The organism is Rhizobium sp. LjRoot254, from assembly GCF_964254105.1.
In the GTDB taxonomy this organism is placed as follows: Bacteria; Pseudomonadota; Alphaproteobacteria; order Rhizobiales; family Rhizobiaceae; genus Rhizobium_E.
Genome location: NZ_CAXUSM020000001.1, coordinates 4,723,320 through 4,745,724 on the forward strand (window position 1 = coordinate 4,723,320; position 22,405 = coordinate 4,745,724).

The window sequence follows — 22,405 nt, forward strand, 5'->3', positions numbered from 1 at the left end:
CGGCCTCAGTTGAACGTCGTGCAAGCTGCGCTCGACGCTGATGTAGGGCGAGGCCTGTGCCGCTTGCCAATCTCCCCCCTTGAGGGGGAGATGTCCGGCAGGACAGAGGGGGGTGTGCCAAGCCCAAAGACATCACTCGAACTCCATGATCACTTCATCGACCGCGAGACTCTGCCCCGCCTCGACCTTGATCGACTTCACCAGCGCCTTCTTCTCGGCTTTCAGCATGTTTTCCATCTTCATAGCCTCCACCGTGGCCAGCGGCTGGCCGGCTTCGACCGTGTCGCCTTCCTTGACCAGCACCTGCGTGATAACGCCGGGCATGGGGCAGAGGAGCTGTTTCGACGTATCGGCCGCCTGCTTGACGGGCATGAACTGCGAGAGTTCGAACAGGCGTGGGCTCATGACGCGGTAGACCATGTCGATGCCGCGCCAGCGCAGGCGCCAGCCGGTGCTGGAGCGGGAGACCTTGACGCCGAGTTCCTGACCGTTGAGCGTGAAGACGGCGAAGGGTGTGCCCGGCTTCCAGTCGCTCGAAACCGCATGCGTGATGCCATCGCCGTAGCTGATCGTCGTGACACCGGCCTCGAAGGTGATAGCATGCGGCCAATAGTGATCGCCGCCGACGGCGACGAATTCGGCGCCCAGCTTGCGGGTGTGGTTGGCGAGCGTGCCTGAGATTCGCGTCTTGCGGTCCTCGTCGATCAGGTTGAGATAGGCCGCGATGGAAGCGAGCAGCCGGGCCTGATCGTTATCCGGCGAAACACCGTGAAAACCCTCCGGCCACTCCTCGGCGATGAAGGCGGTGGTGATGTTGCCAGAATAGAAACGCGGATGGGCCATGACGGCCGACAGGAATGGCAGGTTGTGGCCGATGCCCTCGACCTCGAAATGATCGAGTGCCGCCGCCATCGCCTCGATCGCCTGCGGCCGATCCGGTGCGTGGGTGCAGAGCTTGGCGATCATCGGGTCGTAATACATCGAGATTTCGCCGCCCTCATAAACGCCGGTATCGTTGCGGATGATGGTGCCATTGGCCTGGTGGCCTTCGACCGGTGGACGATAGCGGGTCAGCCTGCCGATCGATGGCAGGAAGCCGCGATAGGGATCCTCGGCATAGAGCCGGCTTTCGATCGCCCAGCCATTGAGCTGCACGTCTTCCTGCGCGAAGGCGAGCGCTTCGCCATTGGCGACGCGGATCATCTGCTCGACGAGGTCGATACCGGTGACGAGTTCGGTCACGGGATGCTCGACCTGCAGACGGGTATTCATTTCGAGGAAGTAGAAATTCCTGGCGCCATCGACGATGAATTCCACAGTGCCTGCGGAGAAATAGCCGACTGCTTTCGCCAGAAGCACCGCCTGTTCACCCATGGCTTTGCGCGTCGCTTCATCAAGGAACGAGGACGGCGCCTCCTCGACAACCTTCTGGTTGCGGCGCTGGATCGAGCATTCGCGCTCGCCGAGATAGAGCGTGTTGCCATGCTGGTCGCCGAGAACCTGGATTTCGATATGACGGGGCTGGTCGACGAATTTCTCGATAAAGATGCGGTCGTCGCCGAAGGAGCTCTTGGCCTCGTTCTTCGAGGCCTGGAAGCCCTCGCGGGCTTCGGCATCGTTCCAGGCGATGCGCATGCCCTTGCCGCCGCCGCCGGCCGAAGCCTTGATCATCACGGGATAGCCGATGCCGGTGGAGATTTTCACCGCCTCGTCGGCATCCGCGATCAGGCCCATATGGCCCGGCACGGTGGAGACACCGGCCTCAGCTGCGATCTTCTTGGAGGTGATCTTGTCGCCCATCGCCTCGATTGCGCCGACCGGCGGGCCGATGAAGATGACGCCGTCCTGCTTGAGGCGTTCGGCGAAGTCGCGGTTTTCCGACAGGAAGCCATAGCCGGGGTGCACCGCATCGGCACCCGTCTGCTTGATCGCTTCGATGATGCGATCGATGACCAGATAGGACTGGGCCGAGGGCGGCGCACCGATATGCACGGCCTCATCCGCCATCTTCACATGCATCGCCTCGCGGTCGGCATCGGAATAGACGGCAACGGTCTTGATGCCCATGGCGCGGGCGGTGCGGATGACCCGGCAGGCGATTTCACCACGATTGGCGATGAGGATTTTGGTGATCATGAAGTGGTTGCTTCCGGATGGGCCGAGGCGATGCTCGTGACAGGCGGCCCGATGCGCGAGGCGTCGGGCCGCCTTAGTTCAGTTCTCAGGCCGCGGCGAGCTTGTCCGCGGTTCTGGTCTCGAAGTCGGAGGCGTCATGACGCTCATGCAATTGCCCGGATGGATCACCCGATGTGCGGTTCACCATGATGCCACGCTGGACGGCCGGCCGGGCGCCAATCTCCTCAAACCAGCGCCGCACGTGTCTGTAGCTAGCCCCTTCAAGGAAGATGCCGGCATCGGGATACGACTGGTTGACGGTGATCTTGCCGTACCAAGGCCAGGTCGCCATGTCGGCGATCGAATATTCCGATCCGGCCAAGAACCGGTGATCGGCGAGATGGCGGTCGAGCACGTCCATCTGGCGCTTCACCTCCATCGCATAGCGATCGATGGCATATTTGATGTGCATCGGCGCATAGGCGAAGAAGTGACCGAAGCCGCCCCCGAGGAAGGGTGCCGAGCCCATCTGCCAGAACAGCCAGTTCATCGCCTCCGTTCGGCCTTTCAAATCCTTGGGCTGGAAGGCGCCGAATTTCTCCGCGAGATAGACCAGGATCGAGCCGGATTCGAAGACACGAGTCGGCTCGGGTGTCGAGTGGTCCATCATGGCGGGGATCTTGGAATTCGGATTGACCCCGACGAAGCCGGAGCCGAACTGGTCGCCATCGCCGATCCTGATCAGCCAGGCATCATATTCGGCGCCCTTGTGGCCCAGGGCGAGCAGCTCTTCGAGCATGATCGTCACCTTCTGGCCGTTGGGCGTGGCGAGCGAATAGAGCTGCAGCGGATGCTTGCCGACCGGCAGCTCCTTGTCATGCGTGGGACCGGCGATCGGCCGGTTGATACTGGCGAAAGTACCGCCATTGCCCTTGTCCCAGGTCCAGACCTTGGGCACTTCATAGCCGGCGGGAAAATTGTTCTCGGGTAATTTGTCAGTCATGGAAACTCCATCCTTGCTGTGCTTGAGCGCCCTTGGGAGCGAGCGCAGAAGTCATATAGGTCTGGTCGGTGCGTTGAGTTACCCCCTCCAGGACAACCATCAACCGATCCAACCTCACAACGGCATCGTATCGTGCTTGCGCCAGTGGCTTTCCTGCTTCTTGGTGCGGAGCATGGCGAAGGCGCGGGCGAGGCGTTTGCGGGAGGAATGCGGCATGATGACCTCATCGATGAAGCCGCGTTCGGCGGCGACGAAGGGGTTGGCGAAGCGGTCTTCGTATTCCTTCGTGCGGGCGGCGATCTTTTCCGGGTTCTTGAGTTCCGAGCGGTAGAGGATTTCGGTCGCGCCCTTGGCGCCCATGACGGCGATCTCGGCGGTCGGCCAGGCGTAGTTGACGTCGGCGCCGATATGCTTGGAAGCCATGACGTCATAGGCGCCGCCATAGGCCTTTCGCGTGATCAGCGTGACCATCGGGACGGTGGCCTGCGAGTAGGCGAAGAGCAGCTTGGCGCCGTGCTTGATGATGCCGCCATATTCCTGGCTGGTGCCCGGCAGGAAGCCCGGCACATCGACCAGCGTCAGGATCGGGATGTTGAAGGCATCGCAGAAGCGGACGAACTTGGCACCCTTGCGCGAGGAATCGATATCGAGGCAGCCGGCGAGCACCATAGGCTGGTTGGCGACGACGCCGACGGTCTGGCCCTCCAGACGAATGAAGCCGGTGAGGATGTTGCGGGCGAAGGCTTCGGAGATTTCGTGGAACTCACTTTCGTCGGCAATCGCAAGGATCAGTTCGCGCATGTCGTAGGGCTTGTTGGCGCTATCGGGGATCAGCGTGTCGAGGCGATCCTCCAGCCTGTCCGGATCGTCGAAGAAGGGCCGCACGGGGGGCTTTTCCCGGTTGTTGAGCGGCAGGAAATCGAAGAGGTCGCGGATTTTGAGCAGTGCCTCGATGTCGTTGTCGAAGGCGCCATCGGCGACGGAGGACTTGGTCGTGTGGGTGCTGGCGCCGCCGAGGTCTTCCGCCGTGACGATCTCATTGGTGACGGTCTTCACCACATCGGGACCGGTGACGAACATGTAGGAGGAATCGCGCACCATGAAGATGAAGTCGGTCATGGCAGGCGAATAGACCGCGCCGCCGGCGCAGGGGCCCATGATGACGGAGATCTGCGGAATGACCCCGGAAACTTCGGCATTGCGGCGGAAGACTTCAGCATAGCCGGCCAGTGAAGCGACGCCTTCCTGGATGCGGGCGCCGCCGGAATCGTTGAGGCCAATGACGGGCGCGCCGTTGCGGGCAGCCATGTCCATGATCTTGCAGATTTTTTCCGCATGCGTTTCGGAGAGCGAGCCGCCGAGCACGGTAAAGTCCTGGCTGAAAACATAGACCAGCCGGCCATTGATCGTGCCCCAACCGGTCACCACGCCATCGCCCGGCACTTTGTTTTCGGCCATGCCGAAATCGGTGGTGCGGTGGGTGACATACATGTCGTATTCCTCGAACGAGCCCTCATCGAGCAGCACGTCAAGACGTTCGCGGGCGGTGAGCTTGCCCTTGGAATGCTGGGTCGCGATACGGGCTTCGCCGCCGCCCATGCGGGCAGCCTCCCGGCGCGCTTCGAGTTGATCGAGGATTTCGCGCATGTGTCTCCCATTTCGGCTGCGAATAGCGGACGCCTTGAATTTCCATACGTCCGCGCGGCATGCAAGAAAACTATTGATCAGGCAAATATGCGCAGTTTACAAGAAGCAAGATTGAAATTTGCAAATTTGCAAAGCGGGGTTCGCGCATGGCGATTGGGAAACTCTATATCGGCCGGAAGGTTCGCGATCTCCGGCTCGCCAACCGGGCGACGCAGGCGCAATTCGCCGAGCGGATCGGCATTTCGATCAGCTATCTCAACCAGATCGAAAACAACCAGCGGCCGGTCTCAGCTTCGGTGCTGCTGTCGCTGGCGGAGAAATTCAAGATCGACCTGGCTGATCTCTCGGCCGGGGAAGGCGACCGGCTGATGTCGGCGCTGTCGGAAACCTTGAGCGATCCGATCTTCGCGGCCTATGCACCGAACCTGCAGGAGTTGAAGCTGGTGACGCAGAATGCGCCTGGGCTGGCGCATGCGCTGATCGCGGCGCACCAGGCCTACCGGCACAATTCCGAGCAGCTTGCCAGCATCGACGATACGCTGGGGCGAACATCCGGGCTCACCGAGAACACGCCTTATGAGGAGGTCCGCGATTTCTTCCATTTCGTCGACAATTATATCCACGAGATAGACCTGCTGGCGGAGAAGCTCGCCGGCGAACTGGGGATCGGCGATACCGACAGCTATGCGGCGCTTAGTGGCTATCTGGAGCGGGCGTTCGGGGTGCGGATCACGCGTGCGGGCCGCGATGACGACCTGATCCGCAGCTATGACCGCGAGGCGCGGATATTGACGCTCAACCCCTATCTGCCGGCATCGACGCGCGATTTCCAGATCGCGTTGCAGATCGCGCAATTGTCGGCGGGGCCGGCGATCGATGCGATTGCCCGGAATGCGGCGTTCCGCACCAGCGAAGCCTATGAGATCTGTCGCATCGGCTTGCACAATTATTTCGCCGGCGCGCTGATCCTGCCGTACCGGAAGTTTATGGATGCGGCTCGTGAGATCAGGCACGATCTCGACCTGCTATCGGTGCGCTTCGGGGCGAGCCTGGAGCAGGTCTGCCACCGGCTTTCGACGCTGCAGCGGCCGGGGCTGAAGGGCATTCCGATCTTCTTCGCCCGCATCGACCGCGCCGGCAACATCACCAAGCGGCACAGCGCGGCCAAGCTGCAATTTGCCCGCTTCGGCGCGGCCTGTCCGCTATGGAACGTGCATCAGGCCTTCGAGTCGCCGGGGCGGATCATAAGGCAATTGGCGGAGACACCGGATGGGGTGCGCTATCTCTGTCTCTCGACACAGATCACCAAGGGCGGGCGCGGCTTTCACCTGGCGCGGCAGCACTATGCTTTGGCTTTGGGCTGCGAGATCTCCTACGCGGCGAATTTCGTCTATGCCGATGACATGGATCTCGGCAACCGCTCCGCCTACGACCCGATCGGGATTTCCTGCCGGATCTGCGAGCGGACGACCTGTGCGGCGCGCGCCGTGCCGCCGCTCAAGGGCCGGCTGGTGATCGATCACGAGCGGCGGGCGACGCTGCCGTATCGGCTGAAGGAGAATTGAGGGGGCAACGAAAGACAGAAAGAAAGACCCCGCCCCAACCCCTCCCCACAAGGGGGAGGGGCTTAAGTGTTGCAGCGCCCTGCGCCACTTAACGTAGAGCGAGCAGAACTGTTTTCCGTGCAGCATACGGGAAGGGAAGTGGGGTCTGCACGGAATACCACGGATTGGCCCCTCCCCCTTGTGGGGAGGGGTTTCGGGGCGGGGTCTTTCTAAACTCAGAACTTATCCGAAACCTGAATACCCGCCGGTCCGAGAATGACCGCGATCAGCACCGGCAGGAAGAACAGGATCATCGGCACGGTGAGCTTGGGCGGTAGCGCCGAGGCCTTCTTTTCGGCTTCGTTCATGCGCTGGTCGCGGCTTTCCTGGGCCAGCACGCGCAGCGCCTGGGCGATCGGCGTGCCGTAGCGTTCGGCCTGGATCAACGCCTGGCTGACGGCCTGGACGGTGTCGAGCTGGGTGCGCTTGGCGAGGTTTTCGTAGGCGACGCGGCGTTCCTGCAAGAAGGACAGCTCGGCATTGGTCAGCACCATTTCCTCGGCGAGTTCCGGCGAATTGGTGGTCATTTCCTCAGATACGCGCTTGATTGCGGCCTCGATCGAGACGCCGGATTCGACGCAGATCAGCATCAGGTCGAGGGCATCGGGCCAGGCGCGGCGGATCGATTTCTGCCGCTTGCCCATCTTGTTGGAGATGAAGATGTTGGGCGAATAGAAGCCGAGGTAGCCGATGCCGATGACGGCGAGGAGGCGGATCATCAGGCCCTTGTCGGCGAGGTAGCCGAGGACGAAGATGTGGAAGGCGGCGAATGCGAGGAACACGAAGGGCAGCGTGAAGCGCGCGACGAGGAACATGTTGAGCGCGTTCTGCGAGCGGAAGCCGGCGGCGCGCAGCTTGTCGATCGTATTCTGGTCGACCAGCGCCTCGCGAAGGTTGAGCTTATCGACGATATTGCGGACGGAGGAATTGTTCTGGTGGCGGAGCGACGCTCGGTTGGAGGACGATTCGGTGTTGAGCCGCGCACGCTCGCGGCCGCGAATCTGCTCGCGCTCGGTGGTGACGGATTTCATGCGCTTGTCGAGACCGCCCGAGTCGAAATAGGGTAGCACCAGCGTGTAAAGCGTGGCGAACACCGCAATGGCGACGAGGCCCGCCAGGATGACCTGCGGATCGGTGAGCGTTGCTACGAGATTTTCGTCCATGGCCGCTCGTCCTCAGATATCGAAATTGATCATGTTGCGCATGACGAAGATGCCGATCGACATCCACACCGCCGAAATGCCCATGATCAGATGGCCGCGCGGATCGGTGAACAGGATCATCATGTAGTCCGGCGATGTCAGGTAGACGAGGAACGAGACGATGAAGGGCAGCGCGCCGATGATGTAGGCCGATGCCTTGGCTTCCATCGAAAGCGCCGTGACCTTCGCCTTCATCTTCTTGCGGTCGCGGATGACGCGGGAAAGATTGCCCAGTGCTTCGGAGAGATTGCCGCCGGCCTGCGCCTGGATCTGGATGACGATGGCGAAGAAACTGACTTCCGACAGCGGCACCGTCATATACATGCGGCCGATCGCGTCGGGAACGGAGAGGCCCATCTGCTGGGCTTCAACCACGCGGCGGAATTCGGATTTCACCGGCTCCTTTGCCTCGTTGGCAATCAGTCTCAGCGCATCGTTGAGCGGCAGGCCCGACTTGATCGAACGCACCATGACGTCGAGCGCATTCGGCAATTCGTCCATGAATTTCTTGAGGCGGCGCTTGAGAGCGTAATTGACGAAAAAGCGCGGAATGCCGGCGCCGACGACGAAAGCGATGCCGAGCACGACGAAAATGTTCATGCCACCGAGGAAGGCGAAGGTGCCGGCAAACAGGCCGAGCAGCACGCTGCCGATATAGAACTGGGTTTCGGAAAAACCCAATCCGGCCTGCATGATCTTGGCCTTGAGGGTCGCGGCCTTCTTCTTGTTGACCTCGTCCTGCTTCTTTTCGAGTTCCTTCAGCGAATCCTGCACCGATTTGCGGCGCTTGGTCATCTCGGCGAGGCGGTCTCGCGATGCCTTGATCTTGACCCGGTCGGTCTCGGCCGACTTGACCTTGGCAACGCGCGACTGGGCCTTCTTGTCGTTCTCGATGCGCGAGAAGAGCACGCCGTAACTGACCGCGCCCGCCGAGATGGCGGCCAGCGCGATGATAGCCAGTATGACAGGATCGAGACCGAACATTACACTTCCACCTATTTCGATTTCTGTTCCATCTCGTCCATCGCCGCGGCGAGCCGCTTGTCCTCGCCGAAATAGCGCGCGCGATCCCAGAAATATGGCTTGCCGATGCCGGTCGACTTGTGCCGGCCGATGATCTTGCCGTTGGCGTCTTCACCCTCGATCTCGTAGCGCATCAGATCCTGGGTGATGATCACTTCGCCTTCCATCCCGATCACTTCGGTGATGTGGGTGATACGACGCGAACCATCGCGGAGGCGGGCCGCCTGGACGATGACGTCGACCGAGCCGGAGACGATCTCGCGCACCGTCTTGGCCGGCAGCGTGAAGCCGCCCATGGCGATCATCGATTCGATACGGTTGAGGCACTCGCGCGGGCTGTTGGAGTGGATCGTGCCCATCGAACCGTCGTGACCGGTGTTCATTGCCTGCAAAAGGTCGAACACTTCAGGTCCGCGGACTTCGCCGACGATGATGCGTTCGGGACGCATACGCAGGCAGTTCTTGACCAGATCGCGCATGGTGATCTCGCCCTCGCCTTCGATATTCGGCGGGCGGGTTTCGAGCCGCACGACATGCGGCTGCTGCAGCTGGAGTTCGGCCGAGTCTTCGCAGGTGATGACGCGTTCGTGGCCGTCGATATAGGCGGTTAGGCAGTTGAGCAGCGTGGTCTTGCCCGAGCCGGTACCGCCGGAGATGACGACGTTGCAGCGGACGCGGCCGATGATCTGCAGCAGCGTGGCGCCTTCGGGCGTGATGGCGCCGAAGCGGACAAGCTGGTCGAGCGTCAGCTTGTCCTTCTTGAACTTGCGAATGGTGAGGGCCGCGCCATCGATGGCGAGCGGCGGCGCGATGACGTTGACGCGGGAGCCGTCGGGAAGACGTGCGTCGCATATCGGCGAGCTTTCATCGACGCGGCGGCCGACCTGGCTGACGATACGCTGGCAGATCGAGAGAAGCTGGCTATTGTCCCGGAAACGGATTTCCGAATCCTCGATCTTGCCGTTGACTTCGATGAAGGTCTGGTTGGCGCCATTGACCATGATGTCGGAGATGTCGTCGCGGGCGAGCAGCGGCTCGAGCGGGCCGTAACCGAGAACGTCGTTGCAGATATCCTCGAGCAGTTCCTCCTGCTCGGAGATCGACATCGCATAGTTCTTGATGGTGATGATGTCGTTGACGATGTCGCGGATTTCCTCGCGCGCGCTCTCGGTGTCGAGCTTGGCGAGCTGGGAAAGGTCGATCGTGTCGATCAGGGCCGAGAAGACCTGGCTTTTGGTGTCGTAATAATCTTCCGACCGCGCCTGCTTCTTGCGCGCCAAGGGCGGCACGGGCGCGTTATTATTGCGCATCGGCTGGGAGTCGCGGGTCGGCTCCTGCAGCACCGGCACGGGTGCGAGCGGCGGCGGCTGGATTGTCGCGACCGGCTGCTGCTGTTGCGGCGGCGGCGCGGTGAGCGTACCGCCCGCAGGCCTTACCGGGCCTTCATTTCCACGTTTGCCAAACATCGATCCCTACCAATCCAAAAGCGAATGCAACTACTTCTTTTTCTTGCCGAGGCGGCCGAGAATGCCGCCGAGGCCGGCCTTCCTGGGCTTCTTCACCGAGGCGCGTCCAGTCACCACATGGGCGATCTGCGACATGATTTCGGCGACAGGCGATTTCGAATCGAGTTCCGCGATCATGCGGCCCGAATTCGCCGCCTGGCCGAACAACTGGACGTCGAAGGGAATGATCGCCATCGGCTCGAGGTCGAGCGGCTGGCAGAAGTCCTGCGGCAGGATTTCCGGCCGCTTCGGCATGCCGACCTGGTTGAGCACCAGATGCGCGCCCCTGTCGTTGGGCCGGAGTTTCCTGAGCTGGTCGAACAGGTTCTTGGCGTTGCGCAGGTTGGCAAGGTCGGGCGACGCGACGATGACGATCTCGTCGACATCGGCCAGCAGCGAGCGGGTCCACTCGTTCCAGACATGCGGCACGTCGAGAATGCTGACCGGCGCGGTGCGCTGCAGGATTTCCAGGATCGGCTGGAAGGCGACGCGGTCGAAATCATAGGCGCGGTCGAGAAGCGAGGGCGCCGCCAGGAGCGACAGCCGCTCGGAGCATTTCGTCAGCAGGCGGTCGAGGAACACGTCGTCGAGGCGCTCCGGCGAGAACACCGCCTCGGCGATGCCCTGGGCCGGGTCCTGGTCGAAATCGATATTGGCGGTGCCATAGGGCAGGTCGAGATCGGCGAGGATGGTTTCCGACGAGAAGAGCGTCGAGACGCCCCAGGCGATGTTATGCGCAATGGTCGACGATCCGACGCCGCCCTTGGCGCCCATGAAGGCGATGGTGCGGCCGAGCGGCTCGGCTTCGGGATCGACGAAGATCGAGGAGATTGCGGCGATGATATCGGCGAGCGCGACCGGCGCCACCATGTATTCGGAAATACCGTTGCGGATCAGTTCGCGATAGAGCGGGATATCGTTGTAACGACCGATGAGGACGACCTTGGTCGAGGGATCGCAGACCTCCGCAAGCGGGGCCAGTTCCTCCATGATATCGGCCGGCACTGCGCCGGTTTCCAGAATGATGAGATTGGGCGTCGGGGCCGAGGAGAACATGTTGGCCGCGGCCTGGATGCTGCCCTGGGTCACCCGGAAGGAGACCTTGGCCATGCGCCGGTCCTGGGCGAGCTTTTCCATGACCGTGAACATGCCTTCGGTTTCGCAAAAGGCATGAACCGATATGCGGGGAAGCGGCCGGAGATGATCGAGATCACCGGGCCGGGTCTGGACCTCGGCCTCGGGCTCGTCCTGCCCCGTGTTGATGCCATATTCGACTGCGTTCATGGTCCTGGACTTCCGTTTTCAAATTCCTGACATCGGCGGCGCGGCAGCCCGCGCCCGCCTTACGGCGTGGTGTCGCCCTCACGATAGACCCGGATGACTTCGGCGCGGCGCTGGGCATCGATCGGCGACGTGCCGCGCGGTCCGACGAGGTCCGTCGGGTTGGCGATCTGGGCCGCGAGATTCTGCTGGGTCGCGCAGCCGAAATTCTCCCAGTTGGTATTGTCCATGATCGTCGGGCCGAAGAGATCCGTCGGCCACTGGCCGCATTCGCCGGTGATGGCGGTGACAGCGACGAAGCTGAGCCTGATCGGGGCCGAGGCTTCGACATTCGACGGATCATAGGAGGTCACGACGACGCGGCTGGGCTTGACGCCGGCGTTGATCAGCACGCGCCGCACCTCGGCCTTCAACACCTGGGCGGTGCCGGCATTGGCGGACTGCGTCGGGGCCGCGACCAGCATCGTGCCCGAGGACAAGGCAGCATAGTCCTGCACGAAGCCGCGGATGAGGTCGCGCGTGCCCGTTGGCAGCCGGTGTTCGCCGGTGCCGACCGGCACATCGAGATTGTGCTGGACTTCGGCCAGCGTGATCGGATGCCGCGTCCGGTAATCGTCCGGGATGCCGCTCGTGGTCTGCCGGTCGGGCCTTGCGGCACAGGACGACATCGTTGCGGCGACAGCGATCAGGGCGGCCACGGAAGCGAGTTTGAGAAGGCGGAATTTCTTGTTTTCGTTGATCATTGCGGGTCCCCTTCTCACTTGTAGATGAAGCCGATGGTGCCGTTATACGGCCCGGGCTGCCTGTTTTCCTTGCGGCCGTAGATCTTGTTGACCCGGTTGAGGAAGAAGCCGGTCACATCGTTTTCCGGATTGAAGTTGTCGTCCGGGCGGGCAAGCTTGGACCGTTCGACGGGCCTGACGAGATAGGGCGTGGCGATGATCACCAGTTCGGTCTCGTTGCGCTGGAAATCCCGTGAGCGGAACAGCGTGCCCAGGATCGGTATGTTCATCAGTGCCGGCGTGCCCGAACTCGCCTGGCGGATATCGTCGCGGACGAGGCCGGCGATCACGATCGAGCCGCCGGAGGGCAGTTCGACGGTGGTCGAGGCTTCGCGCTTGCGGATGCCCATCAGGGTCGAGGCCGCAATGTCGACGCTCTTCTTCTTGCCGATGATCGGCCAGATCGTGCCGGCCGAGGTGACCGAGCCTTCGAAGGTCGGCTCGGAGACATTCGTCTCGATCTGCAGTGAAATACGGCCCGGCGCGAGCACGACGGGCTTGAAATTGAGCCTGATGCCGTATTCGACCTGTTCGTGTTCGCGGGTGACGCCGCCGTCGTCCACGTCCTGCTGGCCGACCATGCGGAACTCGCCGCCGACATAGAACTTGGCCTGTTCGCCTGATATCGCCGTCAGGGTCGGTTCGGCGAGAGTGCGCATGACACCCGCCTGTTCCATCGCGTTGACGAAAGCCGAGATATCGAGGCCGCCGATGGTGCCGGTCGCCTGGGTCGGATTGATCCAGTTCGTCGCACCGCCGAGATTGGTCGGGTTCTGGAAGCTGATCGTGCCATTGTCACCGGATATCGCACTGTTCACGCCGAGCTGCTTCATGACACTGCGGCTGACTTCCGCGACAGTGACCTTGAGCATCACCTGGTCTTCGGCCTCGATGGTCAGCATGTTGACGATCTGGGACTGCTGGCGGTCTTCGTTGAAGAGCGCGACCGAGGCATCGCCCGTAGCCGAAGTCGATGAGGCGGAGACATTACGGGTGGTGGCTTCACCGCCCTTGACGAAGATTTCCGCGAGCTTCTCGGCCTGCGAGGCATCCTGCGGCGTGCGGACCGTGCCGGTAAGCACGATATTGTCGGAGATGATCTCGACCTTGATGTCGGATTCCGGAATGAAGCGCTTGAGGTTCACTTCGAGGCCGGTGATGTCACGCTCGATTTCGAGATCGACCGAGATCAGTTCCTCGCCGTTCGGCCCGAAGATGAAGACATTGGTCTGGCCGACCTGCTTGCCGAAGACATAGAGCCGGCGCGACGAGCGGGTCACGGCGTCGGCGATCGCGGGGTCGGCGACCAGAATATCATGCGCATCGGTCGGCAGGTCGATGACCACCGCCTTGTTGAGGCCGAGCTTGATCTTCCTGTTCACGCCGGGGCCGACCTGCGAGATCTTGATCATCGCCTGGGCGGCCTCCGCGGCAGGCAGCGTGCCGAGGCCCGCAATCATGTTGGTCTCGAAACCCGGAATGCCTGCGAATGTGAGCGACAGGCAGAGCGCGATCTTGAGCGGGGCGAGGATTGTGGATCTTGATGTCATCTCTTTCGGCCCCGTTTACTGCGACTGTTCGCTGGACGTCTTGGCGTCGTTCATCTTCTGGATGACACCGGACTTGATGATCTGGATGGTATTGCGATTGCCTTCGCCCGACAGCAGGTGCTTGGCGACAAGCGCGTCGGGCTCCTGCGCATCGGCCACCGAGCGTAGCGCCAGCGTCAGCCGGTCGGCCATCTGCGTGGCGACGGCGAGAACCTTTGCCTGTTCGGGGGTCAGTTCGAGCGTCGCCGTGGCGCCGACGAAGGTCTTGGCGTCGTCCTTTTCCTGCACTTCCTGGTCGATGGCCAGAACGCGGATATTGGAGAGGATCGTCTCGGTATCGTAACCGTCCTGCTCATCCTTCTTGACCATGATCACATCGACGCGGTCATTGGGGAGGATAAAGCCGCCGGCCGAGGTCGAGACGGAAATGTCGGCGGCAACCGCGCGCTTGCCCGAGGGCAGGAGCGAAGACATGATCGCGCCGCTGGCATCGGCGATCTTTTCCGGCCGGATCGGTTCGCCCTCGAAGATCGGCATGCGGATGATCGCATCCTTGAGTTCGGTGAGCGCTTCGGGACGGGCCTGGTCGGTGATGAAGCCTTCGACGATGCTGCCTTCCGGAAAGCCGGTCCAGCGCATCGATTCCTCGGTCAGCCGCGAGCCGACCGGCAGATTCGCCGCTGCGACCAGAACGTTGATCGACGGCTCTTTCTTGATGACCGTTTCCGCCTGAAGCTCGACGACGCGCTCGCGGCCCGTCAGCTTCAAGGCCAGGAACGCGGCAGCGCCGGCCGCGAGCAGGGCGACGGTAAGAATGATGAGTCGGGCGGGCTTCATTGGTGATCCCTGCGGATTGAACTGATTTCAACGCGCAGAATGATCAGCAATTGGTGTAATTATGGTTAACTTTATGCTTACAGCTATAGTTAATTGAAGATAAACATGATCACGACTGCGCTATGCCGAGTGCCGACAATACCAGTGGCGAAGACGGATAGGCGATGAAGGCCGCGGCACCAATGGCAATGCCATATGGCACTTTCTTCGCATGCATCATTGTCTGCGGAACGGGGATGCCATAGGTCATGATCATATCGTGCTGGGAGCGCATGCTGATAATGGCGAGGCTCAGCAGGCCGCCGAACACCGAGACATAGATGATATAGACGAGAAGGCTCTGGTCGAAACCGAACCACAGCGCACTGGCAGCCAGGATCTTGGCATCGCCGCCGCCCATGATGCCGAAGGCAAAGAGCGCGAAGCAGGCCGCAAAGACAATGCCGCCGCCTGCGAGATGCATCAGCATATCCTGAAGCGAGAGCCCGGCAAACGGCGCGATCAGGAGAAACGATGCGATCAGGATCACCGACAGGCGGTTGGGGATGGTCATGGTCAGGAGGTCGCTGCAGGCAGCCATGGCCATGCACAGCGGGAAAACAACCAGAATTGCAGCCGTAACCATTGCGACGAGCCTATTTTTAGTTCCAGGAATTGGTCATCGTGTCGGATAGATAAACGAATTGATTGCTTATCGCGTTGCTGAATGCTCCGAAGCCGGTGAGCAACGCGACGGCCATGATCGCGGATATCAGCCCGTATTCGATGGCCGTGGCGCCGTCTTCGCATGCGATGAATTTTGCAAACATAAAACTCTTGCTCCGGCAATGCATCGACTGATCTAATCACCCAAACCTTTAAACGAAGCTAATCCGGTGATGGAAAAGACCGTGAAATTGCAAATAAAGTGTGCCATTTGCCGCCAAACCCGGCGAAAATGAAGGAAGCCCACCTCCCGAGAGGCGGGCTTCTTCAAGCTCGATTCAGAATGAGAATGTTCTGAATTATCAGCCCGCCGGCGTATCAAGGTGGGTCGACAGGTTCTGGAACTGGTTGTTCAGAGCGCCGCCGAGGGTCGTTGCACCGGTGATCAGGGCAACGGAGATCAGAGCAGCAATGAGGCCGTATTCGATGGCGGTAGCGCCGGACTCATCTTTCATAAAGCGTGCGAAAATCGCGGACATGGTCGTCTCCTTGGTAACTATTACATCAGCACTTCCGCCAACTTTTTGGCCGTTGGATCGGATGAACACAATCTACATACGGGTCGTTGCTTGCGACTTAAGAAATTCGGTTAACAACCGGTAAATGCTTTCCAAAGACAGACTTGGTGAACAAGCTCGTAATTCGATCGGTAAAATATTCTGTTTTTTACTTCAAAACGTTGAATCTATGATATTTTTTGTCAAGTTACTTTTGCCGACGACAGGGAGCGCCAACGCCGGATTCTTCCGATCATGTTCCTGAACAGCTCAGTAGACGCCACGTGCCGTAAAAATAAACCTGAAGGTTCAATCGCATGTGCCGGAGGCACTTCAACACTTCTTACCGGCGAACATCGCTATTACATGACACTTTAAGGCTTCATTCATCATTCTCGTCCACATTTCGTTCAGCAAAGACCATCTGAAAGCACAGACATGCGCGTAGGGCCAACCCTCCGGACATCCCTCCATATAATATACGCGAGCGTTTTCGCGGTGGCAGCTTCGCTCGCCGTGCCTGCAATTGGCCTGGCCGAGGATGAAGAGGGCATGATGCGCGTGTTCCTCAACCACGCCAAGGTTCTGAAGCTCGACCAGCCGGTTTCCAAGGTCATCGTCGGCAATTCCGAGGTCGCGGATGCAACGGTGGCGGATTCCCGCACTATCGTATTGACTGGGAAAGCATTCGGCACGACCAACCTGGTGCTGCTGGACGCGGAAGGCAATGCGCTGCTCGACGAGCGGATCCTGGTCTCGATCGACGAGGGCAACACGGTGCGCCTGTTCAAGCAGACGGAGCGCACGGTGCTTTCCTGCACGCCCTCCTGTGAAGAACATCAAGCGCTAACTGGCGGCGACAGCAAGTAAAGGCCGCAGGCCGGCCAAATCCTTACCATCCTATTGCGAATATACGTAAAAAACCCGCCGCGCCAAAAACCCGGGCTTAAAGCTTTGCCGCTATTGTGACTTTTCACATTGTGGCGGACGGGCATCCATATGGATTCTAAGGACATGCGTAAGAGGCCGCGGCGACTGCGATCGCTGTTTCGTCTCGGCCGCGACCGTGAGGGCGCGGCCGCGCTCGAATTCGCCCTGCTTGCCGTTCCCTTTCTTCTGCTGATCTTCGCAATCTTCGAGACCTTCGTTGCCTTTGCAGGCGAGCAGCTGATGGCCAACGCCGTCGAGACCATGGCGCGCAAGCTGCGCACGGGTGAAATCACATTCGGCCAAGGCAAGCCCACCGACGTGACGGAAGCCGAATTCCGCCAGATGTTCTGCGACGAGGTCAAACTGATGGGCATGTGCTCAGCGACCGAGGCCACCACGCCGGAGAAACTTTATCTCGACGTCCGGCAGTTCGCGAGTTTCGCCGACATGCCGCGCGAGGTCCCCAAGATCTCCACGGACACCTATTCCGACCTCGACACGACCGAATTCGCATTCTCTCCCGGCGGCCCGGAAACCAAGAACATGCTGCGCGCCTATTATCGGTGGCAGATCATGACCGACCTGATGCGGCCCTACATCACCAATATCCGCCCCGCCAACAAGCCCGTTCCGACGGACTTCCTGATCGTGCAGACCGCCGCTTTCGAGAACGAGGACTACAATGAGTGAACAGGTCGCGAAGTCGGATGTGAAGATCGGCGGCCGATCGGGCGTGTTCCTGCGCCTCAACCGTGCGTTTGGCCTGCTCCGGGACGTGGCTCGCGACCGATCGGGCGCGAGCGCCATGGAATTTGCCTTCCTGGCCCCGATCCTGCTTGCCATCTATATCAGTTCGTTCGAGATCACGACGGGCTATTCCGTTGCCCAGAAGACGCTCAAGGCCGCCGGCACGATCGCCGATATCGTGACGCGGCAGGAGACGGTGAACAAGGCGTTCCTGACTGAAATGGTCGACACCGCCGAGGCCACCATCGCGCCGAGCCCGGCTCCCGGCCTCAAGCTCAAGATCACCGGGGTGACGATAGACGGCGGCGGCAATGCCCAGGTGCTCTGGTCATGGGACGAAAGTGGCGGCAACCCCTATACAAAGGGCTCGGCCGTGGCTGTCCCCGACGACTTGAAGAAGGCCAATTCCTTCCTGGTGCGATCCGAGCTTTCGGTGGAGCACACGATGCTGCTGTTCTTCGGCTCGCCGGCCGGCAGCGAAGCCTCGACACGGACGATCACCATCAACCGCGAATTCTATTATCGTGAGCGCCTGGGCAATGACGTGCCCTGCAGCGACTGCGGCTAGCAATCCCGTTGCAAATTGGCGGATGTCGCGTTACGCCAGCGGAACCGGCGCGCGACCCGATATGCGCGCCCTGATGACCTCAACGAGGCGATCGCATGGCGCGGGCTTTTCTCTTTGTGCTGGATTCCTTCGGCATCGGCAATGCGCCCGATGCCGAGGCCTATGGCGATCTCGGCGCTAACACGCTCGGCCATATCGCGGAATTCTGCGCTGCCGGCGCCGGCGACCGGGCAGGCCTGCGCGAAGGTGCATTGCAGCTGCCCAATATGAGTGCGATCGGCCTGCTGCATGCCCATGAAGCCGCCTCGCGCTTCTGGCCGGCCGGCATGGAGCGTCCGGACAAGGTGATCGGCGCCTATGCAGCCGCGAGCGAAACCTCGCGCGGCAAGGATACACCCTCCGGCCACTGGGAGATCGCGGGCACGCCCGTGATGTTCGAATGGGGTTATTTCCCTGACGAGGGCGACGCGTTCAGCCCCGAGCTCGTGGAGCAGATCTGTTCCGCCTGCGATCTGCCCGGGATATTGGGGAACAAGCACGCCTCGGGCACCACAGTGATCGCGGAACTCGGCCAGGAGCACATGCGGACCGGCAAGCCGATCTGCTACACATCCTCCGACTCCGTGTTCCAGATCGCGGCGCATGAGCGGACATTCGGCCTCGATCGGCTGATCGCGATGTGCGAGACGGTGCGCGGCATTCTCGATCCGCTGAATATCGGGCGTGTCATCGCCCGGCCCTTCATTGGCGAGAGCCGCGAGACATTCGTGCGCTCCGGCAACCGGCGGGATTTTTCCGTGCCGCCGCCCGAGCCCACGCTTCTCGACCGGCTGGTAGAGGCCGGAAGGCAGGTGCATGCGGTCGGCAAGATCGGCGACATCTTTGCGCATAAGGGCATTTCGACACTCACAAAGGCCAATGGCAACGACGCGCTGTTCGATGCGACGCTTGTCGCGATGGACGAGGCGGGCGACGGCGATCTGGTGTTCACCAATTTCGTCGATTTCGACCAGCTTTTCGGACACCGGCGCGACGTGCCGGGCTATGCCGCGGCGCTCGAAGCCTTCGACCGGCGCCTGCCCGAGGTAGCCCGCAAGATGCGGCCGCATGACCTGGTGATCCTGACCGCCGACCACGGCTGCGACCCGACATGGCGCGGCACCGACCATACCCGCGAAAAGGTGCCGGTGCTGGCGTTCGGCCCGACGATACGGCCCGGTGCGCAAGGCGTACTCAAGAGTTTTGCCGATATTGGCGAGACGGTGGCGCGGCATCTCGGCATAGCGGCGGGACAGCATGGACGGAGCTTCCTTTAGAACTTCACGTTTGGGGATGATAGGACAAATCCGCCGCCAAAAGCTTGCGAATGACGGCTGGGCATGAAAAGAGTCGAACTGGAAACTCTATGCTCGGAAGGCTTCTCCCATGGACGGCGTCATAGTCATCGATCATCCGCTTGTGCAGCACAAACTGACGATCATGCGCAAGAAGGAGACCTCCACGGCCGGCTTCCGGCGGCTGCTGCGCGAGATCTCGACGCTGCTCTGTTACGAAGTGACGCGCGACCTCGAAATGACGATGGAAGAGATCGAGACGCCGCTGCAGGTGATGCAGTCGCCGGTGCTCGAGGGCAAGAAGCTGGTTTTCGCCTCCATCCTGCGCGCCGGCAACGGCTTGCTCGAAGGCATGCTCGATCTCGTGCCCTCGGCGCGCGTCTCCCATATCGGCGTCTACCGCGACCACGAGACGCTGAAGCCGGTGGAATATTACTTCAAGGCTCCCGAGGATATCGACGAGCGGCTGGTGATCGTCGTCGATCCGATGCTGGCGACCGGCAATTCCTCGATCGCGGCGATCGACAAGCTCAAGGAACGGAATGCCAAGAACATACGCTTCCTCTGCCTGCTGGCCGCCCCCGAAGGGATCAAGAACTTCCACAGCGTGCACCCTGATGTGCCGATCTACACGGCCTCGATCGACAGCCATCTCAACGAGAAGGGCTATATTGTGCCGGGATTGGGCGATGCGGGCGACCGCATGTACGGAACGAAGTGATCCGTTAACCCTCCAATCAGGCGATTGCCTTCCAAGCCCCTGAAAATTACTGGTTTTACCATTTGATGAGGAATTGGGCCTAGCGTTTCAGCAATGTTTTGAGGCTGGAACGGTCGTGATGATAGGACGTGCAATTCTGATTTGGTCAGCGACGATCGTCGTCGCCGTCAATGTTCCTAGTATGGTCGGCTTTGTCGGGACAAAACAAGCCGCGAAGGAAGAGGTCGGGGCGCATGCGAGCCTGGTCGATGCTTCGGCGCCTGCCGACGACGGCCGCAGCTATACGCTGAGAGCGGCCGACAACGGCCATTTCGGCGGCAAGTTCCGCATCAACGGCAAGCCGGTCGAGTCAATGATCGATACCGGCGCGACCTTCGTGACGCTTTCCGAAATGACGGCGCGCAGCCTCGGCTATGGCGGCAACGACCTGAAGTTCCGCTACGAGGTCGCGACCGCCAACGGCAAGGTCAAGGCGGCACGCATCATCCTCAAATCCGTCGAGATCGGCACCGTGCAGGTGCGCAATGTCGATGCGATGGTGATCCGCGGCAAGGCGCTGAGTTTCCCGCTGATCGGCATGAGCTTCCTCAAGAAACTCTCCTCTTACAAGGCGGAGAACGACGAGTTGAAGCTCGTCAACTGATCCTGTCGAGTATGACCGGCGAATGCGCTGGTGCCTCATCGGCAATCGTCACGGCAGAGAGATAATGCCATGTGCCCCGTTCGGCCGACGCCTCGTCGGCCGCGTGGACGAAGGCGATGGGATCCCCCCGCTCTACCCTGGTACCTCCAGGAAGAATCGCTGAAAAGCCGGTCCGGTGGTCGATCGTATCGTCCGGATGTGTCCGTCCGCCACCGAGCGCGATCACGGCGAGGCCTGTTTCCCGCGTCGCGTAGGCCGAGACGAAGCCGCTTTCGCGTGCGGGCACGGGCCTGACGATTGGTGCGACCGGCAGATGGGTTTTCCAGTTCTCCGAGAAGTCCGATGGCCCGCCTAGCGCATGCACCATGCGGCCGAATCGCTCCAGCGCGGCACCGCTGTCCAAGGCATGTGAGGCCTTGGCGTGTGCCTCGGCAAGCGAGGGCGCGAGGCCGGCATTGACCAGCATGTCGGCGGCGAAGGCCATTACCACCTCGTGGAGCCGCGTGCCCGACTTGCGCCCTTCGAGGAACGCCATGGCATGTGCCACTTCCACGGCGTTGCCGGCGCAATCCGCAAGCGGTTGATTCATATCGGTGATCAGCGCGGTCGTCTTCACGCCGGCACCGTTGGCCACGTCGACGATCGAGCGGGCCAGCACCTCGGCCTCCTCCATGGTCTGCATGAAGGCGCCGTTGCCGACCTTGATATCCATGGTCAGCGACTGGAGGCCGGCCGCAAGCTTCTTGGACAGGATCGAGGCCGTGATCAGCGGCACGGAATCGACGGTGGCGGTCACGTCGCGGATGGCGTAGAGCCGCTTGTCGGCGGGCGCGATCTCGCCGGTCTGGCCGATGATAGCGCAGCCGATCTCGCCGACGATCTCCCGGAAGCGTTCGGCGCTCGGGAAAATATCGTAGCCGGGGATGGATTCGAGCTTGTCGAGGGTGCCGCCCGTATGGCCGAGACCCCGGCCCGATATCATCGGCACAGAAGCACCACAGGCGGCGACGATCGGCGCCAGCATGAGCGAGACATTGTCTCCCACGCCGCCGGTCGAATGCTTGTCGGCAACCGGCCGGTCGAGATCCGGCCAGGCCATGACGTCGCCGGAATCGCGCATGGCGATCGTCAGCGCCACGGTCTCGTCGCGGTTCATGCCATTGAACCAGATGGCCATCGCAAAGGCCGCGATCTGGCCCTCGGACAGTCGCCCGTCGGAAAGCGCCTGGATGAATTCCCTGATCTCCGGTGCACCCAACACGCCGCCGTTGCGCTTGGTCAGGATGATTTCCTGCGGGATCATCGTTCAGCCTCTATCGATCGTATCGGTCTGGAAGCTGAAGGGCAGAAGCTCATTCATGGTCATTGTCTTCACCATGCCTGCGCCGTCGTAGAGATGGATCAATGTCGATGGATCGGCAAATTCGGCGATCTTCTGCCGGCAGCCGCCGCAGGGCGGGCAGTAGGCCAGTTTTTCGGCTATGACGCCGATCTCGATGATCCTCCTTGCGCCGCCCATAACCATCGCCCCGATCGCGGTGCATTCGGCGCACCAGCCCTGCGGAAAGGCGAGGTTCTCGATATTGGCGCCCTTATAGACCTTGCCGTCCTCGGCCAGGATCGCGGCTCCCACCGGGAATTTCGAATAGGGCGCATGGCAGCGGGTCATCGCGTCTTGCGCGGCTTCGAACAGGATATCCGTGACGGCCAT

22 protein-coding genes and 1 pseudogene are annotated in these 22,405 nt (G+C 61.2%); 7 read left to right on the top strand and 16 right to left on the bottom strand.

Annotated features, from left to right (window positions below; all coding sequences use genetic code 11):
- Positions 1 to 132 precede the first annotated feature (132 nt).
- From ACSQ26_RS23365 to ACSQ26_RS23380, 4 genes and pseudogenes are all read right to left on the bottom strand, one after another.
- Positions 133 to 681: a biotin/lipoyl-containing protein gene (locus ACSQ26_RS23365; protein WP_436015439.1), complete on the bottom strand. Its 549-nt coding sequence runs from the start codon at positions 679 to 681 to the stop codon at positions 133 to 135.
- Positions 666 to 2,136, bottom strand: a pseudogene (locus tag ACSQ26_RS23370) (acetyl-CoA carboxylase biotin carboxylase subunit); the annotation flags it as partial. The pseudogene ACSQ26_RS23370 and the gene ACSQ26_RS23365, both read right to left, overlap by 16 nt.
- 85 nt (positions 2,137 to 2,221) lie before the next feature.
- Positions 2,222 to 3,118: a glutathione-dependent disulfide-bond oxidoreductase gene (gene yghU, locus ACSQ26_RS23375; RefSeq protein WP_436013149.1), complete on the bottom strand. Its 897-nt coding sequence runs from the start codon at positions 3,116 to 3,118 to the stop codon at positions 2,222 to 2,224.
- Positions 3,119 to 3,232: 114 nt separating this feature from the next.
- Positions 3,233 to 4,765, bottom strand: coding sequence for an acyl-CoA carboxylase subunit beta (locus tag ACSQ26_RS23380; protein ID WP_436013151.1), 1,533 nt, complete (start codon positions 4,763 to 4,765; stop codon positions 3,233 to 3,235).
- A 146-nt stretch (positions 4,766 to 4,911) separates the two neighbouring features.
- Here ACSQ26_RS23380 and ACSQ26_RS23385 point away from each other — a divergent pair, with 146 nt between their 5' ends.
- On the top strand, positions 4,912 to 6,330 hold the full coding sequence (locus ACSQ26_RS23385; protein ID WP_436013153.1) for a helix-turn-helix domain-containing protein: 1,419 nt from the start codon (positions 4,912 to 4,914) through the stop codon (positions 6,328 to 6,330).
- Between the two features lie 215 nt (positions 6,331 to 6,545).
- Here the strand turns inward: ACSQ26_RS23385 and ACSQ26_RS23390 are convergent, their stop codons facing one another.
- The 10 genes from ACSQ26_RS23390 to ACSQ26_RS23435 form a co-directional block, all read right to left on the bottom strand.
- Complete coding sequence (locus ACSQ26_RS23390; protein WP_436013155.1) at positions 6,546 to 7,532, bottom strand: type II secretion system F family protein; 987 nt, start codon at positions 7,530 to 7,532, stop codon at positions 6,546 to 6,548.
- 12 nt (positions 7,533 to 7,544) lie between these two features.
- Complete coding sequence (locus tag ACSQ26_RS23395) at positions 7,545 to 8,555, bottom strand: type II secretion system F family protein (RefSeq protein WP_436013157.1); 1,011 nt, start codon at positions 8,553 to 8,555, stop codon at positions 7,545 to 7,547.
- An 11-nt stretch (positions 8,556 to 8,566) separates the two neighbouring features.
- A complete protein-coding gene (locus tag ACSQ26_RS23400; protein WP_436013159.1) occupies positions 8,567 to 10,060 on the bottom strand; it encodes a CpaF family protein in 1,494 nt (497 codons plus the stop codon).
- Positions 10,061 to 10,090: 30 nt separating this feature from the next.
- Complete coding sequence (locus ACSQ26_RS23405) at positions 10,091 to 11,383, bottom strand: AAA family ATPase (RefSeq protein ID WP_436013161.1); 1,293 nt, start codon at positions 11,381 to 11,383, stop codon at positions 10,091 to 10,093.
- Between the two features lie 59 nt (positions 11,384 to 11,442).
- Entirely contained in the window at positions 11,443 to 12,123 is a 681-nt protein-coding gene (locus tag ACSQ26_RS23410; protein ID WP_436013163.1) for a CpaD family pilus assembly protein, read from the bottom strand.
- A 14-nt stretch (positions 12,124 to 12,137) separates the two neighbouring features.
- Entirely contained in the window at positions 12,138 to 13,712 is a 1,575-nt protein-coding gene (locus tag ACSQ26_RS23415) for a type II and III secretion system protein family protein (RefSeq protein WP_436013165.1), read from the bottom strand.
- A gap of 15 nt (positions 13,713 to 13,727) precedes the next feature.
- Complete coding sequence (cpaB, locus tag ACSQ26_RS23420; RefSeq protein WP_436013167.1) at positions 13,728 to 14,549, bottom strand: Flp pilus assembly protein CpaB; 822 nt, start codon at positions 14,547 to 14,549, stop codon at positions 13,728 to 13,730.
- Positions 14,550 to 14,658: 109 nt separating this feature from the next.
- The gene (locus tag ACSQ26_RS23425; protein ID WP_436013169.1) at positions 14,659 to 15,174 is read right to left on the bottom strand and encodes an A24 family peptidase; all 516 of its coding nucleotides are present in this window, start codon (positions 15,172 to 15,174) and stop codon (positions 14,659 to 14,661) included.
- Positions 15,175 to 15,190: 16 nt separating this feature from the next.
- Complete coding sequence (locus tag ACSQ26_RS23430) at positions 15,191 to 15,358, bottom strand: Flp family type IVb pilin (RefSeq protein WP_436013171.1); 168 nt, start codon at positions 15,356 to 15,358, stop codon at positions 15,191 to 15,193.
- 198 nt (positions 15,359 to 15,556) lie between these two features.
- Positions 15,557 to 15,733 (bottom strand): Flp family type IVb pilin, encoded by a 177-nt coding sequence (locus tag ACSQ26_RS23435; RefSeq protein WP_436013173.1) that lies wholly within the window; start codon positions 15,731 to 15,733, stop codon positions 15,557 to 15,559.
- Between the two features lie 456 nt (positions 15,734 to 16,189).
- Here ACSQ26_RS23435 and ACSQ26_RS23440 point away from each other — a divergent pair, with 456 nt between their 5' ends.
- From ACSQ26_RS23440 to ACSQ26_RS23465, 6 genes are all read left to right on the top strand, one after another.
- Complete coding sequence (locus tag ACSQ26_RS23440; protein WP_436013175.1) at positions 16,190 to 16,621, top strand: pilus assembly protein N-terminal domain-containing protein; 432 nt, start codon at positions 16,190 to 16,192, stop codon at positions 16,619 to 16,621.
- A 144-nt stretch (positions 16,622 to 16,765) separates the two neighbouring features.
- Positions 16,766 to 17,371: a TadE/TadG family type IV pilus assembly protein gene (locus ACSQ26_RS23445; RefSeq protein WP_436013177.1), complete on the top strand. Its 606-nt coding sequence runs from the start codon at positions 16,766 to 16,768 to the stop codon at positions 17,369 to 17,371.
- On the top strand, positions 17,364 to 17,996 hold the full coding sequence (locus ACSQ26_RS23450) for a TadE/TadG family type IV pilus assembly protein (protein WP_436013179.1): 633 nt from the start codon (positions 17,364 to 17,366) through the stop codon (positions 17,994 to 17,996). Before ACSQ26_RS23445 ends, ACSQ26_RS23450 begins: the two co-directional genes overlap by 8 nt.
- A 95-nt stretch (positions 17,997 to 18,091) precedes the next feature.
- Entirely contained in the window at positions 18,092 to 19,312 is a 1,221-nt protein-coding gene (locus ACSQ26_RS23455; RefSeq protein WP_436013181.1) for a phosphopentomutase, read from the top strand.
- 109 nt (positions 19,313 to 19,421) lie between these two features.
- On the top strand, positions 19,422 to 20,051 hold the full coding sequence (gene upp, locus ACSQ26_RS23460) for a uracil phosphoribosyltransferase (RefSeq protein ID WP_436013183.1): 630 nt from the start codon (positions 19,422 to 19,424) through the stop codon (positions 20,049 to 20,051).
- 118 nt (positions 20,052 to 20,169) lie between these two features.
- Positions 20,170 to 20,694, top strand: coding sequence for a TIGR02281 family clan AA aspartic protease (locus ACSQ26_RS23465; RefSeq protein ID WP_436013185.1), 525 nt, complete (start codon positions 20,170 to 20,172; stop codon positions 20,692 to 20,694).
- Here ACSQ26_RS23465 and deoA read toward each other — a convergent pair.
- A complete protein-coding gene (gene deoA / locus ACSQ26_RS23470; RefSeq protein ID WP_436013187.1) occupies positions 20,687 to 21,997 on the bottom strand; it encodes a thymidine phosphorylase in 1,311 nt (436 codons plus the stop codon). The two genes, ACSQ26_RS23465 and deoA, sit on opposite strands and share 8 nt — an antisense overlap.
- 3 nt (positions 21,998 to 22,000) lie before the next feature.
- The gene (locus tag ACSQ26_RS23475; protein ID WP_436013189.1) at positions 22,001 to 22,405 is read right to left on the bottom strand and encodes a cytidine deaminase; all 405 of its coding nucleotides are present in this window, start codon (positions 22,403 to 22,405) and stop codon (positions 22,001 to 22,003) included.